Source organism: Dietzia cinnamea NBRC 102147, assembly GCF_001571065.1.
Classification (GTDB): Bacteria; Actinomycetota; Actinomycetes; order Mycobacteriales; family Mycobacteriaceae; genus Dietzia; species Dietzia cinnamea.
This window is the reverse complement of the sequence record NZ_BCSW01000006.1, coordinates 72,487-92,356: the sequence shown is the minus strand read 5'-3', so window position 1 is coordinate 92,356 and position 19,870 is coordinate 72,487. Positions and strand designations below refer to the sequence as shown.

General features: G+C 71.4%; 19 protein-coding genes. 5 read left to right on the top strand and 14 right to left on the bottom strand.

The annotated features are described in order from the left end of the window. Positions 1-136: 136 nt before the first annotated feature. From DCI01S_RS04145 to sdhC, 4 genes are read right to left on the bottom strand one after another with little or no spacing between them, the layout of a single operon-like run. Positions 137-931: a succinate dehydrogenase iron-sulfur subunit gene (locus DCI01S_RS04145; protein ID WP_061228076.1), complete on the bottom strand. Its 795-nt coding sequence runs from the start codon at positions 929-931 to the stop codon at positions 137-139. Then, positions 931-2,700, bottom strand: a complete 1,770-nt coding sequence (gene sdhA / locus DCI01S_RS04140) for a succinate dehydrogenase flavoprotein subunit (protein ID WP_061228075.1) — start codon at positions 2,698-2,700, stop codon at positions 931-933. The genes DCI01S_RS04145 and sdhA overlap by 1 nt, the downstream gene beginning before the upstream one ends. A gap of 59 nt (positions 2,701-2,759) precedes the next feature. Beyond that, the gene (locus DCI01S_RS04135) at positions 2,760-3,191 is read right to left on the bottom strand and encodes a succinate dehydrogenase hydrophobic membrane anchor subunit (RefSeq protein ID WP_061228074.1); all 432 of its coding nucleotides are present in this window, start codon (positions 3,189-3,191) and stop codon (positions 2,760-2,762) included. Between the two features lie 14 nt (positions 3,192-3,205). Then, positions 3,206-3,613, bottom strand: a complete 408-nt coding sequence (sdhC, locus tag DCI01S_RS04130; RefSeq protein WP_061228073.1) for a succinate dehydrogenase, cytochrome b556 subunit — start codon at positions 3,611-3,613, stop codon at positions 3,206-3,208. Between the two features lie 190 nt (positions 3,614-3,803). Here sdhC and DCI01S_RS04125 point away from each other — a divergent pair, with 190 nt between their 5' ends. Together DCI01S_RS04125 and DCI01S_RS04120 are read left to right on the top strand one after the other, a co-directional pair. Next, complete coding sequence (locus DCI01S_RS04125; RefSeq protein WP_061228072.1) at positions 3,804-4,286, top strand: cytidine deaminase; 483 nt, start codon at positions 3,804-3,806, stop codon at positions 4,284-4,286. Then, complete coding sequence (locus DCI01S_RS04120; RefSeq protein WP_061228071.1) at positions 4,283-5,599, top strand: thymidine phosphorylase; 1,317 nt, start codon at positions 4,283-4,285, stop codon at positions 5,597-5,599. Before DCI01S_RS04125 ends, DCI01S_RS04120 begins: the two co-directional genes overlap by 4 nt. A gap of 4 nt (positions 5,600-5,603) precedes the next feature. On the opposite strand, the gene DCI01S_RS04115 is transcribed toward DCI01S_RS04120, so the two are convergent. Genes DCI01S_RS04115 through DCI01S_RS04095 form a run of 5 tightly spaced genes read right to left on the bottom strand, consistent with a single transcriptional unit; the run spans position 5,604 to position 9,061 of the window. Continuing rightward, complete coding sequence (locus tag DCI01S_RS04115; protein ID WP_198150709.1) at positions 5,604-6,824, bottom strand: SatS C-terminal domain-containing protein; 1,221 nt, start codon at positions 6,822-6,824, stop codon at positions 5,604-5,606. A gap of 24 nt (positions 6,825-6,848) precedes the next feature. Beyond that, entirely contained in the window at positions 6,849-7,229 is a 381-nt protein-coding gene (locus tag DCI01S_RS04110; RefSeq protein ID WP_061228069.1) for a YbaB/EbfC family nucleoid-associated protein, read from the bottom strand. Further along, complete coding sequence (locus DCI01S_RS04105) at positions 7,226-7,495, bottom strand: hypothetical protein (RefSeq protein WP_061228068.1); 270 nt, start codon at positions 7,493-7,495, stop codon at positions 7,226-7,228. Before DCI01S_RS04105 ends, DCI01S_RS04110 begins: the two co-directional genes overlap by 4 nt. Continuing rightward, a complete protein-coding gene (locus tag DCI01S_RS04100) occupies positions 7,492-8,679 on the bottom strand; it encodes a C40 family peptidase (RefSeq protein WP_061228067.1) in 1,188 nt (395 codons plus the stop codon). Before DCI01S_RS04100 ends, DCI01S_RS04105 begins: the two co-directional genes overlap by 4 nt. Before the next feature lie 4 nt (positions 8,680-8,683). After that, positions 8,684-9,061 carry a type VII secretion target gene (locus DCI01S_RS04095; RefSeq protein WP_061228066.1) on the bottom strand — a complete coding sequence of 126 codons (378 nt, stop codon included), beginning with the start codon at positions 9,059-9,061 and terminating at the stop codon, positions 8,684-8,686. Positions 9,062-9,172: 111 nt separating this feature from the next. On the opposite strand from DCI01S_RS04095, the gene upp reads away from it, so the two are divergent. Next, the gene (gene upp, locus DCI01S_RS04090) at positions 9,173-9,796 is read left to right on the top strand and encodes a uracil phosphoribosyltransferase (RefSeq protein WP_061228065.1); all 624 of its coding nucleotides are present in this window, start codon (positions 9,173-9,175) and stop codon (positions 9,794-9,796) included. 27 nt (positions 9,797-9,823) lie between these two features. Here upp and DCI01S_RS04085 read toward each other — a convergent pair whose 3' ends face one another. From DCI01S_RS04085 to DCI01S_RS04075, 3 genes are read right to left on the bottom strand one after another with little or no spacing between them, the layout of a single operon-like run. Then, the gene (locus tag DCI01S_RS04085; protein WP_061228064.1) at positions 9,824-11,431 is read right to left on the bottom strand and encodes a phosphohexomutase domain-containing protein; all 1,608 of its coding nucleotides are present in this window, start codon (positions 11,429-11,431) and stop codon (positions 9,824-9,826) included. 38 nt (positions 11,432-11,469) lie between these two features. Further along, complete coding sequence (locus DCI01S_RS04080) at positions 11,470-12,285, bottom strand: purine-nucleoside phosphorylase (protein ID WP_061228063.1); 816 nt, start codon at positions 12,283-12,285, stop codon at positions 11,470-11,472. Positions 12,286-12,292: 7 nt separating this feature from the next. Beyond that, positions 12,293-12,835, bottom strand: coding sequence for a gamma-glutamylcyclotransferase family protein (locus DCI01S_RS04075; protein WP_061228103.1), 543 nt, complete (start codon positions 12,833-12,835; stop codon positions 12,293-12,295). 150 nt (positions 12,836-12,985) lie between these two features. On the opposite strand from DCI01S_RS04075, the gene DCI01S_RS04070 reads away from it, so the two are divergent. After that, a complete protein-coding gene (locus DCI01S_RS04070) occupies positions 12,986-14,392 on the top strand; it encodes an NAD(P)H-quinone dehydrogenase (RefSeq protein WP_061228062.1) in 1,407 nt (468 codons plus the stop codon). A 15-nt stretch (positions 14,393-14,407) separates the two neighbouring features. Here DCI01S_RS04070 and glpK read toward each other — a convergent pair whose 3' ends face one another. Next, a complete protein-coding gene (glpK, locus tag DCI01S_RS04065; RefSeq protein WP_061228061.1) occupies positions 14,408-15,967 on the bottom strand; it encodes a glycerol kinase GlpK in 1,560 nt (519 codons plus the stop codon). An 80-nt stretch (positions 15,968-16,047) separates the two neighbouring features. Between glpK and DCI01S_RS04060 the strand changes: the two genes are divergently transcribed. Continuing rightward, positions 16,048-17,832 carry a glycerol-3-phosphate dehydrogenase/oxidase gene (locus DCI01S_RS04060; protein WP_061228060.1) on the top strand — a complete coding sequence of 595 codons (1,785 nt, stop codon included), beginning with the start codon at positions 16,048-16,050 and terminating at the stop codon, positions 17,830-17,832. A 162-nt stretch (positions 17,833-17,994) separates the two neighbouring features. Here DCI01S_RS04060 and DCI01S_RS04055 read toward each other — a convergent pair whose 3' ends face one another. Further along, positions 17,995-19,782 (bottom strand): acetyl/propionyl/methylcrotonyl-CoA carboxylase subunit alpha, encoded by a 1,788-nt coding sequence (locus DCI01S_RS04055; RefSeq protein WP_061228059.1) that lies wholly within the window; start codon positions 19,780-19,782, stop codon positions 17,995-17,997. Positions 19,783-19,870 lie beyond the last annotated feature (88 nt).

The window sequence follows — 19,870 nt, the reverse complement described above, 5'->3', positions numbered from 1 at the left end:
GGCATGGGTAGGGTGCGCAGTGACGCGCGCAGCGCAGGCCCGGGCGGGCCGGAAATGCGGGCGGGGCCGCACCCTCCGGAAGTGGAGGATGCGGCCCCGGCCGCGGCGGAGTCTGGGGCGCCCCGCGTGGGGATGATCAGCGGGCGAACAGCAGTGCGCGCTTGACCTCCTGGATCGCCTGCGTGACCTGGATGCCACGGGGGCACGCGTCGGTGCAGTTGAAGGTGGTGCGGCAGCGCCACACGCCCTCGGCGTCGTTGAGGATCTCGAGACGCTCGGCGGCGCCCTCGTCACGGGAGTCGAAGATGAACCGGTGAGCGTTGACGATGGCCGCCGGCCCGAAGTACGACCCGTCGGCCCAGAACACGGGGCAGGAGGTCGTACAGCAGGCGCAGAGGATGCACTTGGTGGTGTCGTCGAAGCGGGCGCGGTCGGTCTGCGACTGGATGCGCTCGGCGGTCGGCTGGTTGCCGGACGTGATGAGGTACGGCATGACGTCGCGGTACGACTTGAAGAACGGCTCCATGTCGACGTAGAGATCCTTCTCCACCGGCAGACCGCGCAGCGGCGCCACAGTGATGGTGATGGACTTGCCGTCCTTGGGGAGCATGTCCTTCATGAGGACCTTGCACGCCAGGCGGTTCACGCCGTTGATGAGCATGGCGTCCGACCCGCAGATGCCGTGCGCACAGGACCGGCGGAACGCCAGGGACCCGTCGATGTAGTTCTTGACGTACATCAGCAGGTTGAGCAGACGGTCCGACGGTAGGGCCGGGACCTCGTACTCCTTCCAACCCGCCGAATCCGGATCCTCCGGGTTGAACCGGGCGATCTTCAGCGTGACCATGGTCGAGCCGGGCGGGACGGGACGGTTGTCGGAGTTCGGGTCCCTGCCGTCGGTGGCCTTGGTGGTGTCGACTGCGGTGGTCATCAGTACTTACGCTCCATCGGCTCGTAGCGGGTCTGCACAACCGGCTTCCAGTCCAGCCGGATGTCGGAGAGCAGGTCGAGACCGCCCTCCTTGAACGCCATGGTGTGCTTCATGTATGTCTCGTCGTCGCGGTCAGGGTAGTCCTCGCGGGAGTGACCGCCGCGGGACTCCTTGCGGTTGAGGGCACAGACGACCGTGACCTCCGCCAGCTCCAGCAGGAAGCCCAGCTCGACGGCTTCCAAGAGCTCGGTGTTGAAACGCTTGCCCTTGTCCGAGACGGTGACCTCGGCGTAGCGCTTCTTCAGCTCGCGCAGCTCATCGCGGGCCTCGGTGAGCGACTGCTCGGTGCGGAACACCGACGCCTTGTCGTCCATCATGGCCTGCATCTGGCTGCGGATGTCGGCGGCGTTCTCCGTGCCGTGCGGGGCGAGCATGCGCTCCATCCAGTCGCGGACCATCTTCTCCGGCTCCTCGGGGAGCTCGACGAACTCGTGGTTCGCAGCGTACTCCGCCGCGGCGATGCCGGCGCGGCGGCCGAAGACGTTGATATCCAGCAGCGAGTTGGTGCCCAGGCGGTTGGAGCCGTGGACGGACACGCAGGCGCACTCTCCGGCGGCGTACAGGCCGGGGACGACGTCGGAGTTGTTGCGCAGCACCTCGCCCCGGACGTTGGTCGGGATGCCGCCCATGACGTAGTGGCAGGTGGGGAACACGGGCACGAGCTCGGTCACGGGGTCCACACCGAGGTACGTGCGGGAGAACTCGGTGATGTCGGGCAGCTTCTCCTCGAGCACGTCGGCGCCGAGGTGGGTCACGTCGATGTAGACGTAGTCCTTCTCGGGGCCGGCGCCGCGACCCTCGCGCACCTCAAGGACCATCGAGCGGGCGACGATGTCACGCGGGGCGAGGTCCTTGATGGTGGGGGCGTAGCGCTCCATGAAACGCTCGCCGTCGGCGTTACGCAGGATGCCGCCCTCGCCACGGACGGCTTCGGAGATGAGGATGCCCAGGCCGGCCAGGCCGGTCGGGTGGAACTGGTGGAACTCCATGTCCTCCAGCGGCAGGCCCTTGCGGAAGACCACGGCCATGCCGTCACCGGTGAGGGTGTGGGCGTTGGAGGTGGTCTTGTACATACGGCCCGAGCCGCCGGTCGCGAAGACGGTGGCCTTGGAATGGAAGACGTGCAGGTCGCCGGAGGCGAGCTCGTAGGCGACGCAGCCGGTGGCGACGGGGCCGTCGGCGGTCTCCGTGAGGCAGAGGTCCAGCACGTAGAACTCGTTGAAGAACTCGACCTTGTGCTTTACGCAGTTCTGGTAGAGCGTCTGCAGGATCATGTGACCCGTGCGGTCGGCCGCGTAGCAGGCCCGGCGGACGGGCGCCTTGCCGTGGTCACGGGTGTGTCCGCCGAAGCGGCGCTGGTCGATCTTGCCCTCGGGCGTGCGGTTGAACGGCAGGCCCATGTTCTCCAGGTCGATGACGGCGGTGATGGCCTCCTTGGCCATGATCTCCGCGGCGTCCTGGTCGACGAGGTAGTCGCCGCCCTTGACCGTGTCGAACGTGTGCCACTCCCAGTTGTCCTCCTCGACGTTGGCGAGGGCCGCGCACATGCCGCCCTGGGCGGCGCCGGTGTGGGAGCGGGTGGGGTAGAGCTTGGTGAGGACCGCGGTACGGGTACGCGGGCCCGCCTCGATGGCCGCGCGCATGCCTGCGCCGCCCGCGCCGACGATCACTACGTCGTACTGGTGCTGGTGGACCTGACGATCGGTCATGGGTTTCTCAGTGCTCGCTTTCGGAAGGGTGAAGTCCGCCGGCCGGATACTGCCGTCGATCAGATGTCGTAGGCGAGGCCGAAGATGGCGTAGGTGCCCAGGACCAGGGTCAGAACGGTGGCGGCGAGGAGGATCGAGTTGAGCCAGAACCGGGTCGAGTCCTTGCGCGAGTAGTCGGCGATGATGGTGCGGACACCGTTGGCGCCGTGCAGCATCGCCAGCCAGAGCATGAGGATGTCCCAGGTCGCCCAGAACGGGCTCTGCCAGCGATCGGCCACGTAGGCCCAGTCGATGCGGTGGACGCCCTCGTCGATCATGAGGCCGACCGTCAGGTGGCCGAGGGTGAGGATGACCAGCGCGACGCCGGAGAAGCGCATGAAGATCCACGCGGTGCGCTCGAAGTTGAAGCGCGAGCGGAGGCGCGGGGACCGGGGCTGCGCCAGCGAGGCGGGGCGGTCGTAGGAGGTCTGGAGAACAGGTGCGTCTGCCATGGTGATCGTTCTCCTTAGAGGTGCTCGAAGAGGAGGAAGAGGAGGCGCGCGGTCGCGGCGGCGAAGACCACGACCCAGATCGCGAGGATCGTCCACAGCATCTGGCGCTGGTACTTGGCGCCCTTGGACCAGAAGTCCACCAGGACGATGCGCAGGCCGTTGAGCGCGTGGAACAGCACGAGCGCCACGAGGCCGATCTCCATCAGCCCGACGATCGGCGTCTTGTACGTGTCGATGACCGCGTTATAGCTCTCCGGGCTCACCGTGACGAGCGACGTGTCGAGCACGTGCACGAAGAGGAAGAAGAAGATCGCGACGCCGGAGATCCGGTGGGCGACCCACGACCACATCCCCGGGTCACCCTTGTAGAGATTGAGCTTCTTTCTGGGGGCCGGACGCGCCGGCGCCTGCGCAGTACTCATGGGCTTGTCGTGCCTCCGAATCGTCTGGGCCTGATGCCATCGGCGCGCGTTCCGGCCCGAGAGCACAGCGGGCGCCTACTAGGACTTTAGACCTGAGATCTGCCTGACGAAAACCAGGGTGGGTACCGTGGTCGGGGCGGGTAATGCCTGTTAGGCGACCCTAAATGAAGTTACCGAGGGGTAGATCGACGTGACGCATGACGAATCCGCAGCACAACGCAGCACTCTTGTCGACACTCTCACGGAAGTGGCACTGGGGGCCGCGCGAAACGCCTACACGCCCTACTCCGGCCTGGGGGTCGGTGCCGCCGCGCTGACCGGGCCTCCGGTCGGCCCTGCCGTCGCGGGAACGGAACCCGGGATCACGCCGCCCCCCGGCCGGGGAGACGGGCGGGATCGGATCGTCGTCGGGTGCAACGTGGAGAACGCCTCCTACGGGTTGACACTGTGTGCCGAGTGTTCGCTCGTGTCGGACCTCCACCGCACCGGAGGCGGGAGGCTGCTCGAGCTCGTCGTCGTCACCCACACCGGCGAGCCGCTCTCGCCGTGCGGGCGCTGCCGGCAGCTCCTCTACGAACACGGCGGCCCCGACCTGGTCGTCCACACCGCACGCGGCGCGGTGCGCCTCGGCGAGCTCCTCCCGGACGCGTTCGGGCCGGGGGACCTGGCGTGAGCGCGCGGGTCGGTCCGGCGCGACGCCATGACGCCGTGCGGATCATCGAGGCGAAGAGGGACGGACGGGAGCTCGACGACGACGAGATCGACTGGATCGTCGAGGGGTTCACCAGCGGGGCCGTCGCGCCCGAGCAGATGTCCGCGCTCGCGATGGCGATCTATTTCCGCGGGATGACCGACCACGAGATCTCCCGGTGGACCTCTGCCATGGTGCGCTCGGGCACCCGACTGGACCTGTCCACCGTGACCCGCGGCGACGCCGTGGTGCCGACCGTCGACAAGCACTCGACCGGCGGGGTGGGCGACGCGATCACCCTCGTGCTCACGCCGCTGCTCGCGACCTGGGACGTCGCCGTGCCGCAGCTGTCCGGTCGCGGACTCGGCCACACGGGCGGCACGCTCGACAGACTCGAGTCGATCCCCGGGTGGCGCGCGGACCTCGACGCCGACGAACTGCGGGCCGTCCTGACGCGGACGGGGGCCGTGATCTGCGCTGCCGGGGCGGACCTCGCCCCCGCCGACCGGGCCCTCTACGCGCTCCGAGACGTCACCGGCACCGTCGCGTCCATCCCGATGATCGCGGCGTCCATCATGAGCAAGAAGATCGCCGAGGGCACCGGAGCGCTGGTGTTGGACGTGAAGTTCGGCTCCGGCGCGTTCCTGCCCGCCCCCACCGACGCCCGCGAGCTGGCGCGGGTGATGGTCGGGATCGGCGCCGCCGCCGGTGTGCGGACCAGCGCCCTGGTGACCGCCAACCACACGCCGCTCGGTCGCGCCGTGGGCAACGCGCTCGAGGTGGCTGAGGCGCGGGAGATCCTCGCCGGCGGGGGGCCCGCCGACATGGTCGACCTCACCTGCGCGCTGGCGCTGGAGGCGCTCGCCGCGGTGGGGATCCCGGACGCCGACCCGCGTGCCCGGCTGGCGGACGGGCGGGCCATGGACGCCTACCGGGCGATGATCTCCGCGCAGGGCGGGGACCCGGACGCGGTCCCACCGCGGGCGGCGCACGTCGCACAGGTGCGGGCCCCGGCGTCGGGTCCGATCAGGTGGGACGCTCTCGGGGTCGGTCGCGCATCGTGGTTGTCCGGGGCGGGGCGCACCGGCCCCGGCGAGACGGTCGACCACGCCGCCGGCGTCCTGCTGGACCGCGTCGAGGGCGAGGTGGTCAGCGCCGGGGACGTGGTGGCCTCCGTCCACGCGGGCGACGCGGCACGGTTGCCCGCCGCCGTCGACGAGCTCCGGGCCGCCCTGGGGACGGGCCCTGGGCGCGGTCCCGCGGGGGAGGTCGCCGACCGCCTGCGCGGGTGGTGACCCGTCAGGCCATGTCGGGGGTGGTGACGAGCTTCTCGACGTCGTCGACGAGGTCGCGCCACTCGGTTGCCTCGTCGTCGAACGGTGCGGTCGGCTCGAGCAGCCTGGCGTCGTCGGGGTTGAGCACGTAGTGCAGGAACCGACGCAGCGCCGAGCCGCGGCCGGTGACCGACGCCTCGAGCTCGGCGTCGCCGACATAGTTGGCGAGGTCGGTGATGAGTTCCACGGCCAGGCCGAGCTGGTCGGAGTCGACCATGTCGGGGCCGACCTCGATGTCGCGGTCGAGCCCCGCCAGGACGTAGGCGTTGTCGTCGGTGACGTGGACGTCGAGGCTGCCGTCGACCGCGGCGAGCTTGACGCGCTCGTACGTGGCCACCCTGCTGAGCGTCGCGTCGTCGTTGTCCGCCAGGAAGCGGGCCAGGCCGCGGGGGCTGGTGAAGACGTAGGCCTGGTCGCCGTCCCCGAGGAACACGGGGCGGTCCCCGAGGTAGCAACGCAGGCTGAGGTACTCCTGATCGGAGAACACGATCTTGACGGGGTCGATACCGACGCTCTCCCACAGGGAGCCCTCGGGGTAGCCGGTGGGTGCGGGCTCGGGCTCCGGCTCCGGCTCGGGGAGTGCAGCCTCGGCGGTCGCGAGGTCGCGGCGGGCACGCTCGACCTCGCCGCGGTCGAGGTCGGGGGTGGCCATGACGTCCTGGATGGCGTCGAGGACGTCGTCCCAGCCCTTGGCGACGGTCTTGCGGATGGACTTCCACAGCTTGAGCCCGTCGCGGCCGTAGAACTCGTCCATGCCGTGCGTGACGGACGCCAGGACGGGATTGCCGTTGAAGAACTTGGTCACGGTGTCGAGTTCGCACACCTCGCCGATCGAGCGGGCGATCGCGAAGGACTGGTCGATCTCGTCGACCGAGGACTCGGTGGGGTTCTCGCCGAGCAGTTCGAGGACGCCGACCAGGTCGTAGCAGTTCTCGTCGGCGGCGCGGAAGTCGAGGACGTCGGACTGTGCGAACTGCTCCCACGAGGGGTGGTCCTGCAGGTCGTGCTCGGCGCCGCTGCGCACCAGCGCCAGGAGTTCGGCCGTCGAGTCGAACGCGTAGAGATCGTCACCGAGGCCCAGGAACGCCTCCCAGTCGTCGTTGTCCTCGCGCCAGCTGGGTGCCCAGAGGGTCGTGACGTCTCCCTCCGGGAGACCGAGCTCGATCGGGACGATGTCCTTGGCCATGCTGGTCAGCATATCCACGCCCGCTCAGCCGGTGCCACGGCCCGCCCGGGTGGCGTCCGGGTGCCGGCGGGCGGCGTCCTCGGCGGCGCCCCTACGACCGATCACCGCGAGCGCCACCGAGCCCGACACCAGCTCGGCGCGTCGCGCGTTGGCCTGTTCGACGGCGTCCGCGGTGGCCTCGAGGATCGACGCGGCGACCGTCTCCGAGCCGTGGCGGCGCAGGCCGGATGCCAAGACGAGATCGATCACGGTCCCGCCGGAGTCCGCGGTGGCGGTGGCGAGCTGGTCGCGGCTGCTGGACACCACGCGCAGCGTCTCCAGCTGGTCGTGGGCGGACTCCCATTCGGCCGCGATCCCGCGCAGACGGTCGAGGAAGGCCTCCACGTCCAGTCCGCCGCCGCTCACGAGACGGTCTCCCGCAGCTCGTCGTCGTCCCACTGCCACTCGTCACGACCGTGTCCGTCACCCTCCTCGGCGGCGAGGCGTTCGAGGAGTTCGCGGGCGTCGCCCGCCGCGGCGGTGAGCGTGCGCAGGACCGCCCGCGCCACCTCCGTAGACGGGCGGTCCAGCAGGTCAGCAGGCAGGGCCAGACCCACCGGCACGCCGTCGGTACCGACCTCGGCGACCACGCCGGTCATGGGGTCGGTGCGACGGCAGGTGTCGCGGGTCATCCGCCTGTCGGGCGGTAGAAACCGTAGAAGGACATGCCTATATTGTCGGTGCGCAGGCCCGATACCGCTACAGGGTCCCCGGCCTCCACGATCTGCCCGTTGCCGATGTACATGGCGACGTGACCGTCCCACACCAGCAGGTCACCAGGCATGAGGTCCTGCGCCGACACCTGGACGCCGACGCCCTGTTCCTGGGCCAGCCGGGGGATCTCCACTCCGGCGTCCCGGTACGCCCACTGCGTGAGCCCGCTGCAGTCGAGCCCCTGCCCCGGGGTCGTGCCGCCCCACACGTAGGGCACGCCCTGCTGGCTGAGCGCGTTACGCACCGCCCCGGCGGCCTGTTCGTTGGGGGCGGTGACGACCGAGCCGTCGGGCAGCGTGACCTCGGTACCGCCGCCGATCAGACCGGAACCGGCGTCCCCGAAGCCCACTGAACCGGGCGCCGCGGTCGCCGCCCCCTCGGACGATCCGCCGTACCCGTCCGGCGACGCCGTCGCACCCACAGAGCCGCCACCCGCGGAGTAGGCTCCGCCTGCGCCGCCGTGAGCCCCGCCCGCCGCGCTGTCGGCGGCGGTGATCGCGCCCGGTCCCGACCCCGAGTAGGCGACCGTGGTTGCGTTGATCGCGCCGCCGGTGCTGCTGTCCGCGGCGAGCGCGCCCGGCATGCGCGGCGCCGGCGGAATGCCCGCGGCGATCGCCCGCATTTCCGCGGTGGGGATTCTGAGTTCGTTCTGCACGCGCTCGGCTACCTGTATCCCGCGCGCGAGGTGCTCTGCGGCCAGGCCGAGCAGCGCACCCTGCCCGGCCGGGGTCACCAGCGCCGGACCGAGGGCGGCGGCGCGGGCGAGGAACTGCTGGACGATGCCGATCACCTCGACGGTGCCGCGGACCACGATCTCCGCCGCGACCGCGGTGACGCGCGCGATCTCCGCCGCGGACTCCCCGAGCGCGCCCATGGTCCGTCCGACCTCCGCGATCGAGTGGGCCGCACCGAGGGAGGCGAGCGAGTTCCACGATTCGGACAACAGCCGCTCGAGGGGCGGCCCCATCTGCTGGGCCACCTCGAGGCCCTCGCTGACCGGCCGCATGATGTCGCGGGCCTCGCCGGGGACGAACTCCTCGGCGGACAGCAGGTCGAGGATCTGCTTTATGGGGCCCGCGTAGGCCAACGCGTCGGCGATCACCGGATCACACCCACCTCTCGGTCATGTCGAGCCCCGCTGGGCCCGCACCCGCCGCTCCCGGGCCCCCGGTGCCCGCCGCACCGATCATGGCCGCGCCCGCGGCGTCGGACTCCTCGAACAGACGGCCGGTCTGCAACACCAGGTCACCGGCGGCGTCCGTGACGCGCGTGAGATCGGCCAGCACCTCGCGGTGCCGTGCGGTGGCGGCCAGCAACGCGGACATGAAGTCGGCCCCGACCGGCCCCACCACCGGTGCGACCGCGTCGATCGGCACCGCGTCGACCGCCTCGAGCGCGCCCCCCAGCGTGTCGGCCAGGGTGGTCAGCCCCGTGCCCAGTTCCCGTAAACCGTCGACATCGACATCAATCGCCCCGTCCGCCATGGCCTCGTCCCCTCAACGCCGTCTTCTCGTCCGTCACAGGGTTCGACGCGCAGGGGAGGCGATCCGGTTCCACCCGATCCGCGATTCGTCCGGTGTGGAATCCTGACGGGCATGGACATCATCGTCGTGGACCACCCGCTGGTCGGGGACCGGCTCCGAACCCTACGTGATTCCGCCACCGACACCGCCGGGTTCCGGGCCGCGATGGACGCGCTCGGGACCATGCTCTGTTACGAGGCCTTCCGCTCGATCCCGACGAAGCAGGTTCCGGTCACCACCCCCATCGTGGAGACGACGGGCGTGGCCGTGGACGGTGTCCCGCTGATCGTGCCGGTCCTTCGCGCGGGCCTGGGGCTGCTGGACCCGGCCACGCGGCTGCTGCCCGGTGCCCAGGTCGGGTTCATAGGCCTGGCCCGCGACGAGGAGAGTCACGAGCCGGTGTCGTACCTGTGCTCGCTGCCCGAGGAGCTCTCCGGGCGCCACGTGGTGGTGCTCGACCCGATGCTCGCCACCGGCGGGTCCCTGGTCTCGACGCTGGAGACGCTCACGGCACGCGGCGCGACCGGCCTGACGGTGGTGTGCGTCCTGTGCGCGCCGGAGGGGATCGAGGCCGTGCGGGAGTCGGGCCTGGCGGCGACGCTGGTCACCGCGACGATCGACGAGCGCCTCGACGAGAACGCCTTCATCGTCCCCGGCCTGGGCGACGCGGGCGACCGCCTCTTCGGCCCCCGATGACGCGCGGTCCCGTCTGACGTCCGCCGGTCAGCCCACGTCGCGGCGGGCCACGGCCACGGCGACGGCGTCGGCCACCGCCTCTCCCAGCATCGCCAGCCGACGCTCGGCGTCGTCCCGGTCCGCCGGCGACGGCGCGGCCGGGGTCCACGCCTCCACGTAGGTCTTGAGCAGGGGCTCCGTACCTGAGGGGCGCACCACCGCGCGCGCACCGTCGACATCCACGCGCAGGCCCGCCGTGCCGTCGAGCGCGCGCACCCTGCCGACGGTGGCGAGCAGCGCGCCCACCCGGTCCAGCACGGCCACCGGGTCCGTCCCCGAGGCCAGCGGCAGCGGGACGTTGTGCCGCGTGTGCGCCCCGAACTCCCCGGCGAGCGCATCAAGCCGCGCGGCGACAGACGGGCCACCGGAGCCGACCATCGCGCACCACGCCGCGGCCGCCGCGATCCCGTCCTTGTCGGCCACGACGTCCGGCAGCACGCAGTGCCCGATGGCCTCCTCGTAGGCGTAGCGGAGCGGCTCGCCGGCGCGTACGAGCCACTTGAACCCGGTCAGCGTCTCGACGTACCGCCCGCCGCGCGCAGGAACCAGCAGGGACGGTAGTCGCGAGGACACGATCGTCGACGCCACGACCGGCACCCTCGTATCGGCATCCGCGGGCGCTTCCGATCCGCCGTCCGTTCCCGGCACGTCGCCCGCCCCCGGGCTGGCGTCCGTCCCCGGGCCCCCGCCCGCGCCGGGGAGTGGCGCGCGCAGCAGATGATCGGCCAGGACCGCCCCGGTCTCGTCGCCGTCGAGCATCCGCCAACGCCCGTCCGGGCCGACCAGGCCGACAGCGCAGCGATCGGCGTCAGGGTCGAGCGCGATCGCCACGTCGGCGTCGATCCGCGCCGCGAGCTCCATCAGCCGCGCCGTCGTGTCGGGCATCTCGGGGTTCGGCGAGGCGACGGTGGGAAAGTCCGGGTCGGGGACGGCCTGCTCGCGCACCAACGTCACATCGTCCACACCGATGCCGGCCAGGACGCGGACGCAGAGATCGCCGCCGACCCCGTGGACGGGGGTCAGGGCCACGCGGGGCGGCCGACCCGGCCGGGGCAGTGCCGCGACGACGGAGGCCACGTAGTCGTCGACCAGCATGGGGTCCACCCGCACCGACCCACGGGCGGGGTCGGTGCGCGCCGACGCGGGTACCGCCGTGGGGACCGTGACCCCCCCGCGCGCCGCGGCGCGCAGGTGCCGCTCGATGTGGGCGTCGGTGGGCGGGATGATCTGCGCGCCCCCGCGCCCGTAGACCTTGACGCCGTTGTCTCCGGCCAGGTTGTGGGACGCGGTCACCATGAGCCCGCCGGCGGCGCCGCGCGCGCGGACCGCCGCGGCGATCACCGGGGTGGCCACGGGGCCTCCGGGGACGACGACGACGAGGTCGTGCGCCGCCAACACCGCAGCCGCGACGTCGACGAATCGGGCGGACCCGTGCCGGGCGTCTCCGCCCACGATGACCGTCGAACCGGAGGGTTCATGTTCGCGTAGGTGCCGGGCGACGGCGGTGGCGACCAGGGCGACGGTCCGGTCGTTCATCTCGTCGGGCCCGGGCCCGAGGGGAGCGCGGACGCCGGCGGTGCCGAAGGTCAGGGTCACGGGCTGCTCCGTCGGTTCCTCGCGGTGGGCGTGGGCGATCAGGTCCGGGAGACGACCGGGACGAGCGCCCGCAGCGCCCCGGTGAGGCGGGCGGATCCGGCGGCGCCGGCGGCCAGGACCTCGGCGTGGTCGAGGGGCTGGCCGGTGACGCCGGCGGCGAGGTTGGTCACCAGCGACACGGCGACCACGTCCAACCCCAACGCGCGGGCGGTGATGGTCTCGGGCACCGTCGACATGCCCACGAGGTCCGCGCCGAGGGCCCGCAGCATCGTGATCTCGGCCGGGGTCTCGTACTGCGGTCCGGGCATCGCGGCGTAGACGCCCTCGGCGGCCGCGATGGCGTCGGTGGCCGCGGCGCGCAGCCGCGGGGAGTAGGCGTCCACCATGTCGACGAACAGCGGCCCGGTCAGCGGCGAGCGCCCGGTGAGGTTGAGGTGGTCGCGGATGAGAACGAGGTCCCCGACGGCCATGTCGTCCCGCAGGCCACCGGCGGCGTTGGTGAGCACCAGCGTGCGGGCGCCGACCGCGGCCGCGACGTGGGCGGGGTGGACGACGGGCGCGGTGTCCGCGCCCTCGTAGAGGTGGGTGCGGCCGGCCACTGACAGCAGCGGCACGCCGTCGACGAGGCAACTGGTCACGGCGCCGCGGTGACCGGCGGCCGTGGGGGTGACGAACCCGGGCAGGTCGGCGGCCGCGACGGTCACGGCCGTGCCCGGGTCGGCGAGCCCGGCGACGACCTCGGACCACCCCGAGCCCAACACGAGCGCGACGTCGTGGCGGTCGCGACCGCTCAGGCGCGCGATCTGTGCGGACGCGTCGCGGGCGTCGTCGGTGGGGGAGAGCAGGGGCGCCATCGTCTGCTCAGGCGCCCGGGCCGACGTTGCGTGATTCCCGCGTGCGCAGTTCGTGCACGTACTGGTCGGGGGCGCCCGCGCACTCGGCGGCGTCGGCGAGCAGACCGAGGTACCTCGCCGACGGCAACCCGCCCTCGAAGGCGTCCATGACGTACAACCACGCGAGCACGGTGTCGTCTGTGCCGGTGCCGGTGGGGGTGGTGGTGTCCACGGCGAACTCGGACTCCTGGGCATCGACCGGGGGACCGTCGGGCACCGTCGGCCGGCGGGTGACGCGGACCCGGATCTTGCGCGCGGGCATCTCGTCGGTGCCCTCCCAGCGGTCGAGTGCCCGGACGTCCTCCTCGGGGACGTCGTAGAGCACCACGAAGACCCTCGACCCCTGGTCCGGTACGACCGTGGCGACGGCGCCCTGCCAGGTGGGATCGTCCCCGGCGAAGGTGAGGCGCCAGCCGTCCACCCACCCGGTCCCGGCGAAGGGGGAGTGCGGCGCGCGGGTGTTCATCTGATCGGGATGCATGTTCGTCCCGTACGCGGCGTAAAGAGGCACGGTCACAACCCTAGTCCCTGGGGGCGGCACCGGGCCCGACGTCCTCGGCCCCGATCGGATCGTTCGACTACCGTGTACGGCGGACGTGACGCGGTCCGCCACAGCGGGGCGCGGCGCTCGGCCCTTACCCCAGCGAGCCGTGGAGGACATGTGACGCAACGCATCATCATCATCGGCGGCGGACCCGCCGGCTACGAGGCGGCGCTGGTCGCCGCCCAGTACGGTGCGGACGTCACGATCGTCGACGCGGACGGCATCGGCGGCAACTGTGTGCTCAGCGACTGCGTGCCGTCCAAGACGTTCATCGCCACCACGGGCGTCCGCACGGACATGCGTCGCGCAGAGGAGATGGGCGTCCAGGCTCACTTCGACCCCACCGCATACAAGCTGGGGCAGGTCAACGGGAGGGTCAAGTCCCTGGCCCGCGCGCAGTCCGCCGACATCCGGGCGCAGCTGCAGCGAGAGGGCGTGCGGCTGATCTCCGGCTGGGCGCGTCTGCACGACCCGCAGCCGGGCATGGCCTCGCACCGGGTGGCAGTGACCTTCGAGAACGGGCAGGAGAAGATCTTCGACGCCGACGTGGTCCTCATGGCCACCGGGTCCAGCCCGCGCGTGCTCCGGGGCGCCGAGCCCGACGGTGAGCGGATCCTCAACTGGCGTCAGCTCTATGACCTCACCGAGCTGCCCACCCACCTGGTCGTGATCGGCTCGGGCGTCACCGGTGCCGAGTTCGTCTCGGCGTTCACCGAGATGGGCGTCAAGGTCACCATGGTCTCCAGTCGAGACCGGGTGCTGCCGCACGAGGACGCCGACGCCGCCCTGGTGCTGGAGGAGGCACTGAGCGAGCGTGGCGTGTCGCTGGTCAAGCACGCGCGCGCCGACGCGGTCGAGCACTTCGAGGACGGCATCATCGTCCGCCTCGGTGACGGGCGCACGGTCAAGGGCTCGCACGCCCTCATCTGTGTCGGGTCGGTGCCCAACACGCAGGGCCTCGGTTTGGAGAACGCGGGCGTCGAGTTGCAGTCCAGTGGCCATATCAAGGTCGACCGCGTCTCCCGCACCACCGCCCCGGGCATCTACGCCGGTGGCGACTGCACGGACCTGTTCCCGCTGGCTTCGGTGGCAGCCATGCAGGGCCGCATCGCGATGTACCACGCGCTCGGCGAGGGCGTGAACCCCATCAAGCTGCGGACCGTGGCCTCCGCGGTGTTCACGCGGCCCGAGATCGCCACGGTCGGCATCTCGCACGCGCAGATCGAGAGCGGCGAGGTCCCCGCCCGCGTCGAGGTCATGCCGCTGGCCGGCAACCCGCGGGCCAAGATGCGCAGCCTGCGGCGCGGCTTCGTCAAGCTCTTCTGTCGCCCGGCCTCCGGCGTGGTGATCGGCGGCGTGGTCGTGGCCCCCACGGCGTCCGAGCTGATCCTGCCGATCTCGGTGGCGGTCCGGAATCAGCTGACGGTGGGCGACCTCGCGGGGTCGTTCTCGGTCTACCCGTCGATGACGGGCACGATCACCGAGGCGGCGCGCCAGCTCATGCGCCACGACGACCTGGACTGATCGCGTCCGCCGGGCTCAGCCCTCGGCGTCCGCCCAGCAGAGCGTGCGCTCGACCGCGTCGTTCCACCGCGCGAGCAGCCGTTCGCGCTCCTGCCCGGGCATCTGCGGCGACCAGCGGCAGTCCTCCCGCCACAACTCGCGTAGGCGGTCGGGCGAATCCCACTGACCCACCGCCAACCCGGCCGCGAACGCGGCCCCGAGCGCGGTGGTCTCGGTGACCTGGGGCCGGATCACGTCCACGCCGAGGATGTCGGCCTGGAACTGCATGAGGTAGTCGTTGACCACCATCCCGCCGTCGACGCGCAGCGAATCCGCGGACTCACCGGCGTCGGCCACCATCGCGTCGGTCATCTCGCGGGTCTGGAACGCGGTCGCCTCCAGGGCCGCTCGGGCCAGGTGCGCGCGCGTGTGGAAGCGGGTGAGCCCCACCATCGCGCCACGGGCGTCCGGCCGCCAGCGCGGGGCCAGCAGCCCCGAGAACGCGGGCACCAGATAACAGTCCCCGTTGTCCTCGAGCGACTTGGCCAAACCCTCCGTCTCGCCCGCGGTGGAGATCACCCCGAGGTTGTCACGCAGCCACTGCACCAACGACCCGGCCACGGCCACCGAGCCCTCCAGCGCGTAGACCGGGTCGTCGTCCCCGAGCTGGTAGGCCACGGTGGTGAGCAGGCCGTTGTCGCTGAACTGAGGCGTCGTTCCCGTGTTGAGCAAGAGGAACGCGCCCGTTCCGTAGGTGTTCTTGGCCTCGCCGGGCTCGAAGCAGGTCTGGCCGAACATCGCGGCCTGCTGATCGCCGAGGATCCCCGCTATGGGCGTACCGCCGAACATTCTGCGCCGGGCCACGTGACCCAGCACCCCGGAGGAGGGGACGATCTCCGGGAGCATCGCGCGGGGCACACCGATCTCGCGACAGAGTTCCTCGCTCCACTGCAGGGTCCGCAGGTCCATGAGCAGAGTGCGCGACGCGTTGGTGACATCCGTGACGTGGAGGGCCTCCTCGCCGTCGTCACCCCCACGCCTCCCACCGGTCAGGTTCCACACCAGCCACGAGTCGATGGTCCCCGCCAGCAGTTCCCCGGCCTCCGCGCGCTCGGTGCCGCGCTCTCCCCGGGAATCGAGGTGATCGAGGATCCACCGGATCTTGGGCCCGGCGAAGTAGGTCGACAGGGGCAGCCCGGTGACATCTCGGAAGCGGTCGTCTCCGTCGGGGTGTCCGTCGGCGAGGCGCGCACAGAGCCCCGACGTGCGCGTGTCCTGCCAGACGATCGCGTTGTAGACGGGCTCGCCGGTGACCCGGTCCCACACCACGGTCGTCTCGCGCTGGTTGGTGATGCCGATCGCGGTGACCGCCGCCGGCTCGAGGTCCACCCGGCCCGCCACCTGGCCCATCGCGGTGCGAACGTTCGCCCAGATCTCCATCGGATCGTGCTCCACCCACCCCGCGCGCGGGAGGACCTGGCGGTGCTCCACCTGGACCGTCGCCGCGGGGACCGGCATGCCCTGGTTGTCGAAGAGTATCGCCCGCGTCGACGTGGTGCCCTGGTCGATCGCCAGAATGTAGGTGTTCCTAGTCACGTGCCCAAGACTACGTCCGGTCGGGCGTAGAGTCGGGTCCGACCGACCGAACCACACGCCCGGCCGCGGAGGGAGCGTCCATGCGCACGACCAGGTCCAGATCCGTCCTCGGACCCGACCGCCGCGCCGAGGACTGGCGCAGGCTGGAGGAGGACACGTTCGACGTCGTGGTCGTCGGCGGCGGCGTGGTCGGCACGGGCAGTGCGCTGGACGCCGCCACCCGCGGGCTCAACGTGGCGCTCGTCGAGGCCCGCGACTTCGCGGCGGGCACCTCCTCCCGCAGCTCCAAGATGTTCCACGGCGGGCTGCGCTACCTCGAGCAACTCGACTTCGGCCTGGTCGCCGAGGCGCTGCACGAGCGGGAGCTCAGCATGACGCGTCTGGCGCCGCACCTCGTCACCCCGCTGAAGTTCCTCTTCCCCCTGACCCGCCGCTTCTGGGAACGCCCGTACATGGCCGCCGGCTTTGTGCTCTACGACGTGATGGGTGGTGCGAAGAGCGTCCCCCCGCAGAAGCACTACAGCCGGGCCGGCGCCCGTCGCGTGGCCCCCGGGCTGCGGGAGGACGCCGTGGTGGGCGGGATCCGCTACTGGGACAGCCTCGTCGACGACGCGAGGCACACCCTCACCCTGGCCCGGACGGCCGCGCACCACGGGGCGGTCGTGGCCAACTCGACCCAGGTGATCGGCTACCTCCGTGAGGGGGACCGGGTCACCGGCGTGCGCGTCCGCGACGCGGAGACCGGGCACGAGACCGACGTGCGGGCCCGTGTCGTGCTCAACGCGGCCGGCGTGTGGACCGACCAGCTGCAGCGGATGCTCGGGGAGGAGGGCGGTTTCACCGTCCGGGCGTCCAAGGGCGTGCACATCGTCGTGGACCGCGACAGGGTCGACTCCGAGGCGGCGCTGATCCTGCGCACCGAGAAGTCCGTGCTGTTCGTCATCCCGTGGGGCGAGTACTGGATCATCGGCACCACCGATACCGACTGGCAGCTCGACCTGGCCCACCCGGCGGCCACCGGAGCGGACATCGAGTACATCCTCGGCCACGTCAACTCCGTGCTCACCACGCCCATTCGCCGCGAGGACGTGCGTGGCGTCTACGCGGGGCTGCGACCGCTGCTGTCGGGCGGCGCGGACTCCACCGCCAAGCTCTCGCGCGAGCACGCGGTGATGACCGTCGCCCCCGGGGCCGTGGTGGTGGCGGGCGGCAAGTACACGACCTACCGCGTGATGGCCGCCGACGCGGTCGACGCGGCGGTGTCCGAGCTGGGCGAGCGGGCCGCGTCGGTACCGCCCTCGACCACCGAGCGGATCCCGCTCCTGGGCGCCGACGGGTATCCGGCGATGGTCAACCGCGCCGACCGGATCGCCGATCACTACGAGATCCGCGAGGACCAGATGCAGCACCTGCTCGGCCGCTACGGCACGCTGGCCGAGGACGTCCTCGACCTGGCGGCGGACCGCCCCGACCTGCTCGATCCTGTCGGCGGGGCCGAGCGCTACCTGCGCGTGGAGATCGTCTACGCCGCCCAGGCCGAGGCGGTCCTGCATCTCGAGGACGTCCTGGTCCGCCGCACGCGGATCTCGATGGAGTACCAGCACGGAGGCGTCGACTGCGCGCGCGAGGTCGCCGACCTCATGGCCGGGTTGCTCGGATGGGACCCGGACCGCGTCGCGCGCGAGGTGGAGCTTTTCGAGCGGCGGATCGTCGCCGAGCGGGCGAGCCAGGTGGTGGAGTCCGACGACGAGGCGGACGAGTTCCTCAGGAGTGTGCCCGAGGTCCGCGAATTCCTGGTGGACGCGGCGTTCGATCCCGCCAGCGCGGAGCCCGTGGTCGAGCACTCGGCCGGCCCGGGGGCCTGAGACCCGCCGACGCCGGGCGGTAGGACCCCACAACCGCGAAATCCGCTACTCCGGCCGGGGATCCGCTACGCCTGCGGGGGTAGCGGATCCGTAAGGGGAGTAGCGGATTCCGGGGGTGGGTCGTCGACGGCGCGGACGGGTCCCGCCCGCGCCGTCAGCGGATCACTTGATCTCGCAGAGAACCGTGCCCTGGGTGACGGGGGCACCGGCGTCCACGGACAGGTCGGTGACGACGCCGTCCTTGTGGGCGGTGACGGGGTTCTCCATCTTCATGGCCTCGAGCACGGCCACGAGCTCGCCGGCCTTGACCTCCTGGCCCTCGGAGACGGCGACCTTGACGACGGTGCCCTGCATGGGCGCCGACACGGCGTCACCGGACGCGGCCGCACCGGCGGCGCCGCCGCGGGTCCGGGACTTGGCCCTGCGGCGGACGGTGCCGCCGGCGTGCGAACCACCGAACGCGAGGTCGCCGGGCAGCGAGACCTCGACGCGACGACCGTCCACCTCGACGACGACCTTCTTGCGCTCGACGGGCTCGTCATCGTCGGCCGGGGCACCGGTGGGCGTCCACGGCTCGATCGGGTTCTCCCACTCCTCCTCGATCCACTTGGTGTAGACGTCGAACTTCTTGCCGTCGCCGACGAACGCGGGGTGGGTGACGATGTGCTGGTGGAACGGCAGGACGGTGGCCATGCCCTCGATCTTGTACTCGGCCAGGGCGCGGGCCGAGCGGGCGAGCGCCTGGTCGCGGTCCTCGCCCCACACGATGAGCTTGGCGAGCATCGAGTCGAACTGGCCGCCGATGGTGTCGCCCTGCTCGACGCCGGAGTCCATGCGCACGCCCGGGCCGGTGGGCTCGTGGTAGGCGGTGATGGTGCCGGGGGCGGGCAGGAAGTTGCGGCCCGCGTCCTCGCCGTTGATACGGAACTCGAACGCCACGCCGCGGGGCTCGGGGTCCTCGGTGAACTCGAGCACCTCGCCCTCGGCGATCTTAAACTGCTGCAGGACCAGGTCGATGCCCGCGGTCTCCTCGGTGACCGGGTGCTCGACCTGCAGGCGGGTGTTGACCTCAAGGAAGGAGATCGTGTCGCCCTGGACCATGTACTCGACAGTGCCGGCACCGTAGTAGCCGGCCTCCTTGCAGATGGCCTTGGCGGAGTCGTGGATGCGCTTGCGCTGCTCGTCGGTGAGGAACGGCGCCGGGGCCTCCTCGACGAGCTTCTGGAAGCGACGCTGCAGGGTGCAGTCGCGGGTACCGGCGACGATGACGTTGCCGTGCTGGTCGGCGAGGACCTGCGCCTCGACGTGGCGGGCCTTGTCGAGGTACTGCTCGACGAAGCACTCGCCACGACCGAAGGCGGCGGTGGCCTCACGGGTGGCCGACTCGAAGAGCTCGGCGACCTCCTCCATCTTGTGGGCGACCTTCATGCCGCGTCCGCCGCCACCGAAGGCGGCCTTGATGGCGATGGGCAGGCCGTACTGCTCGGCGAACTTGACGACCTCGTCAGCGTTCGCGACCGGGTCCTTGGTGCCGGCGGCCATGGGGGCGTTGGCCCGCTCTGCGATGTGGCGGGCGGTGACCTTGTCGCCGAGGTCGCGGATGGCCTGCGGCGGGGGCCCGATCCAGATGAGGCCGGCGTCGATGACGGCCTGCGCGAAGTCGGCGTTCTCGGACAGGAAGCCGTATCCTGGGTGGATCGCGTCGGCGCCGGACTTGGCGGCGGCGTCGAGGATCTTGTCGAAGACCAGGTAGGACTCCGCGGAAGTGGTGCCCCCCAGGGCGAAGGCCTCGTCGGCCAGCTTGACGAACAGGGCGTCGGCATCGGGCTCGGCGTACACCGCCACGCTGGCCAGGCCGGCGTCCTTCGCCGCGCGGATCACACGGACGGCGATCTCGCCGCGGTTGGCGACGAGGACCTTGGTGATGTGAGAGCTGGCATGACTGGGCACTCAGGGCCTCCTGGTGATGGACGTCTTTACTGGCGGTCGGCCGGGAGGCCCACCGAGTTCTTCCGCAGTCTAATGAGAGGCCTCCCTC

Coding starts and splice junctions, on each gene's coding strand:
- DCI01S_RS04080 (WP_061228063.1), bottom strand. CDS start 12,285: ATGGCGCCCCTGCTCTCCCCCACCGACGACGCCCGCGACGCGTCCGCA.
- DCI01S_RS04115 (WP_198150709.1), bottom strand. CDS start 6,824: ATGGCCAAGGACATCGTCCCGATCGAGCTCGGTCTCCCGGAGGGAGAC.
- DCI01S_RS04135 (WP_061228074.1), bottom strand. CDS start 3,191: ATGGCAGACGCACCTGTTCTCCAGACCTCCTACGACCGCCCCGCCTCG.
- DCI01S_RS04145 (WP_061228076.1), bottom strand. CDS start 931: ATGACCACCGCAGTCGACACCACCAAGGCCACCGACGGCAGGGACCCG.
- sdhA (WP_061228075.1), bottom strand. CDS start 2,700: ATGACCGATCGTCAGGTCCACCAGCACCAGTACGACGTAGTGATCGTC.
- sdhC (WP_061228073.1), bottom strand. CDS start 3,613: ATGAGTACTGCGCAGGCGCCGGCGCGTCCGGCCCCCAGAAAGAAGCTC.
- upp (WP_061228065.1), top strand. CDS start 9,173: ATGGACATCATCGTCGTGGACCACCCGCTGGTCGGGGACCGGCTCCGA.
- DCI01S_RS04095 (WP_061228066.1), bottom strand. CDS start 9,061: ATGGCGGACGGGGCGATTGATGTCGATGTCGACGGTTTACGGGAACTG.
- DCI01S_RS04060 (WP_061228060.1), top strand. CDS start 16,048: ATGCGCACGACCAGGTCCAGATCCGTCCTCGGACCCGACCGCCGCGCC.
- DCI01S_RS04105 (WP_061228068.1), bottom strand. CDS start 7,495: ATGACCCGCGACACCTGCCGTCGCACCGACCCCATGACCGGCGTGGTC.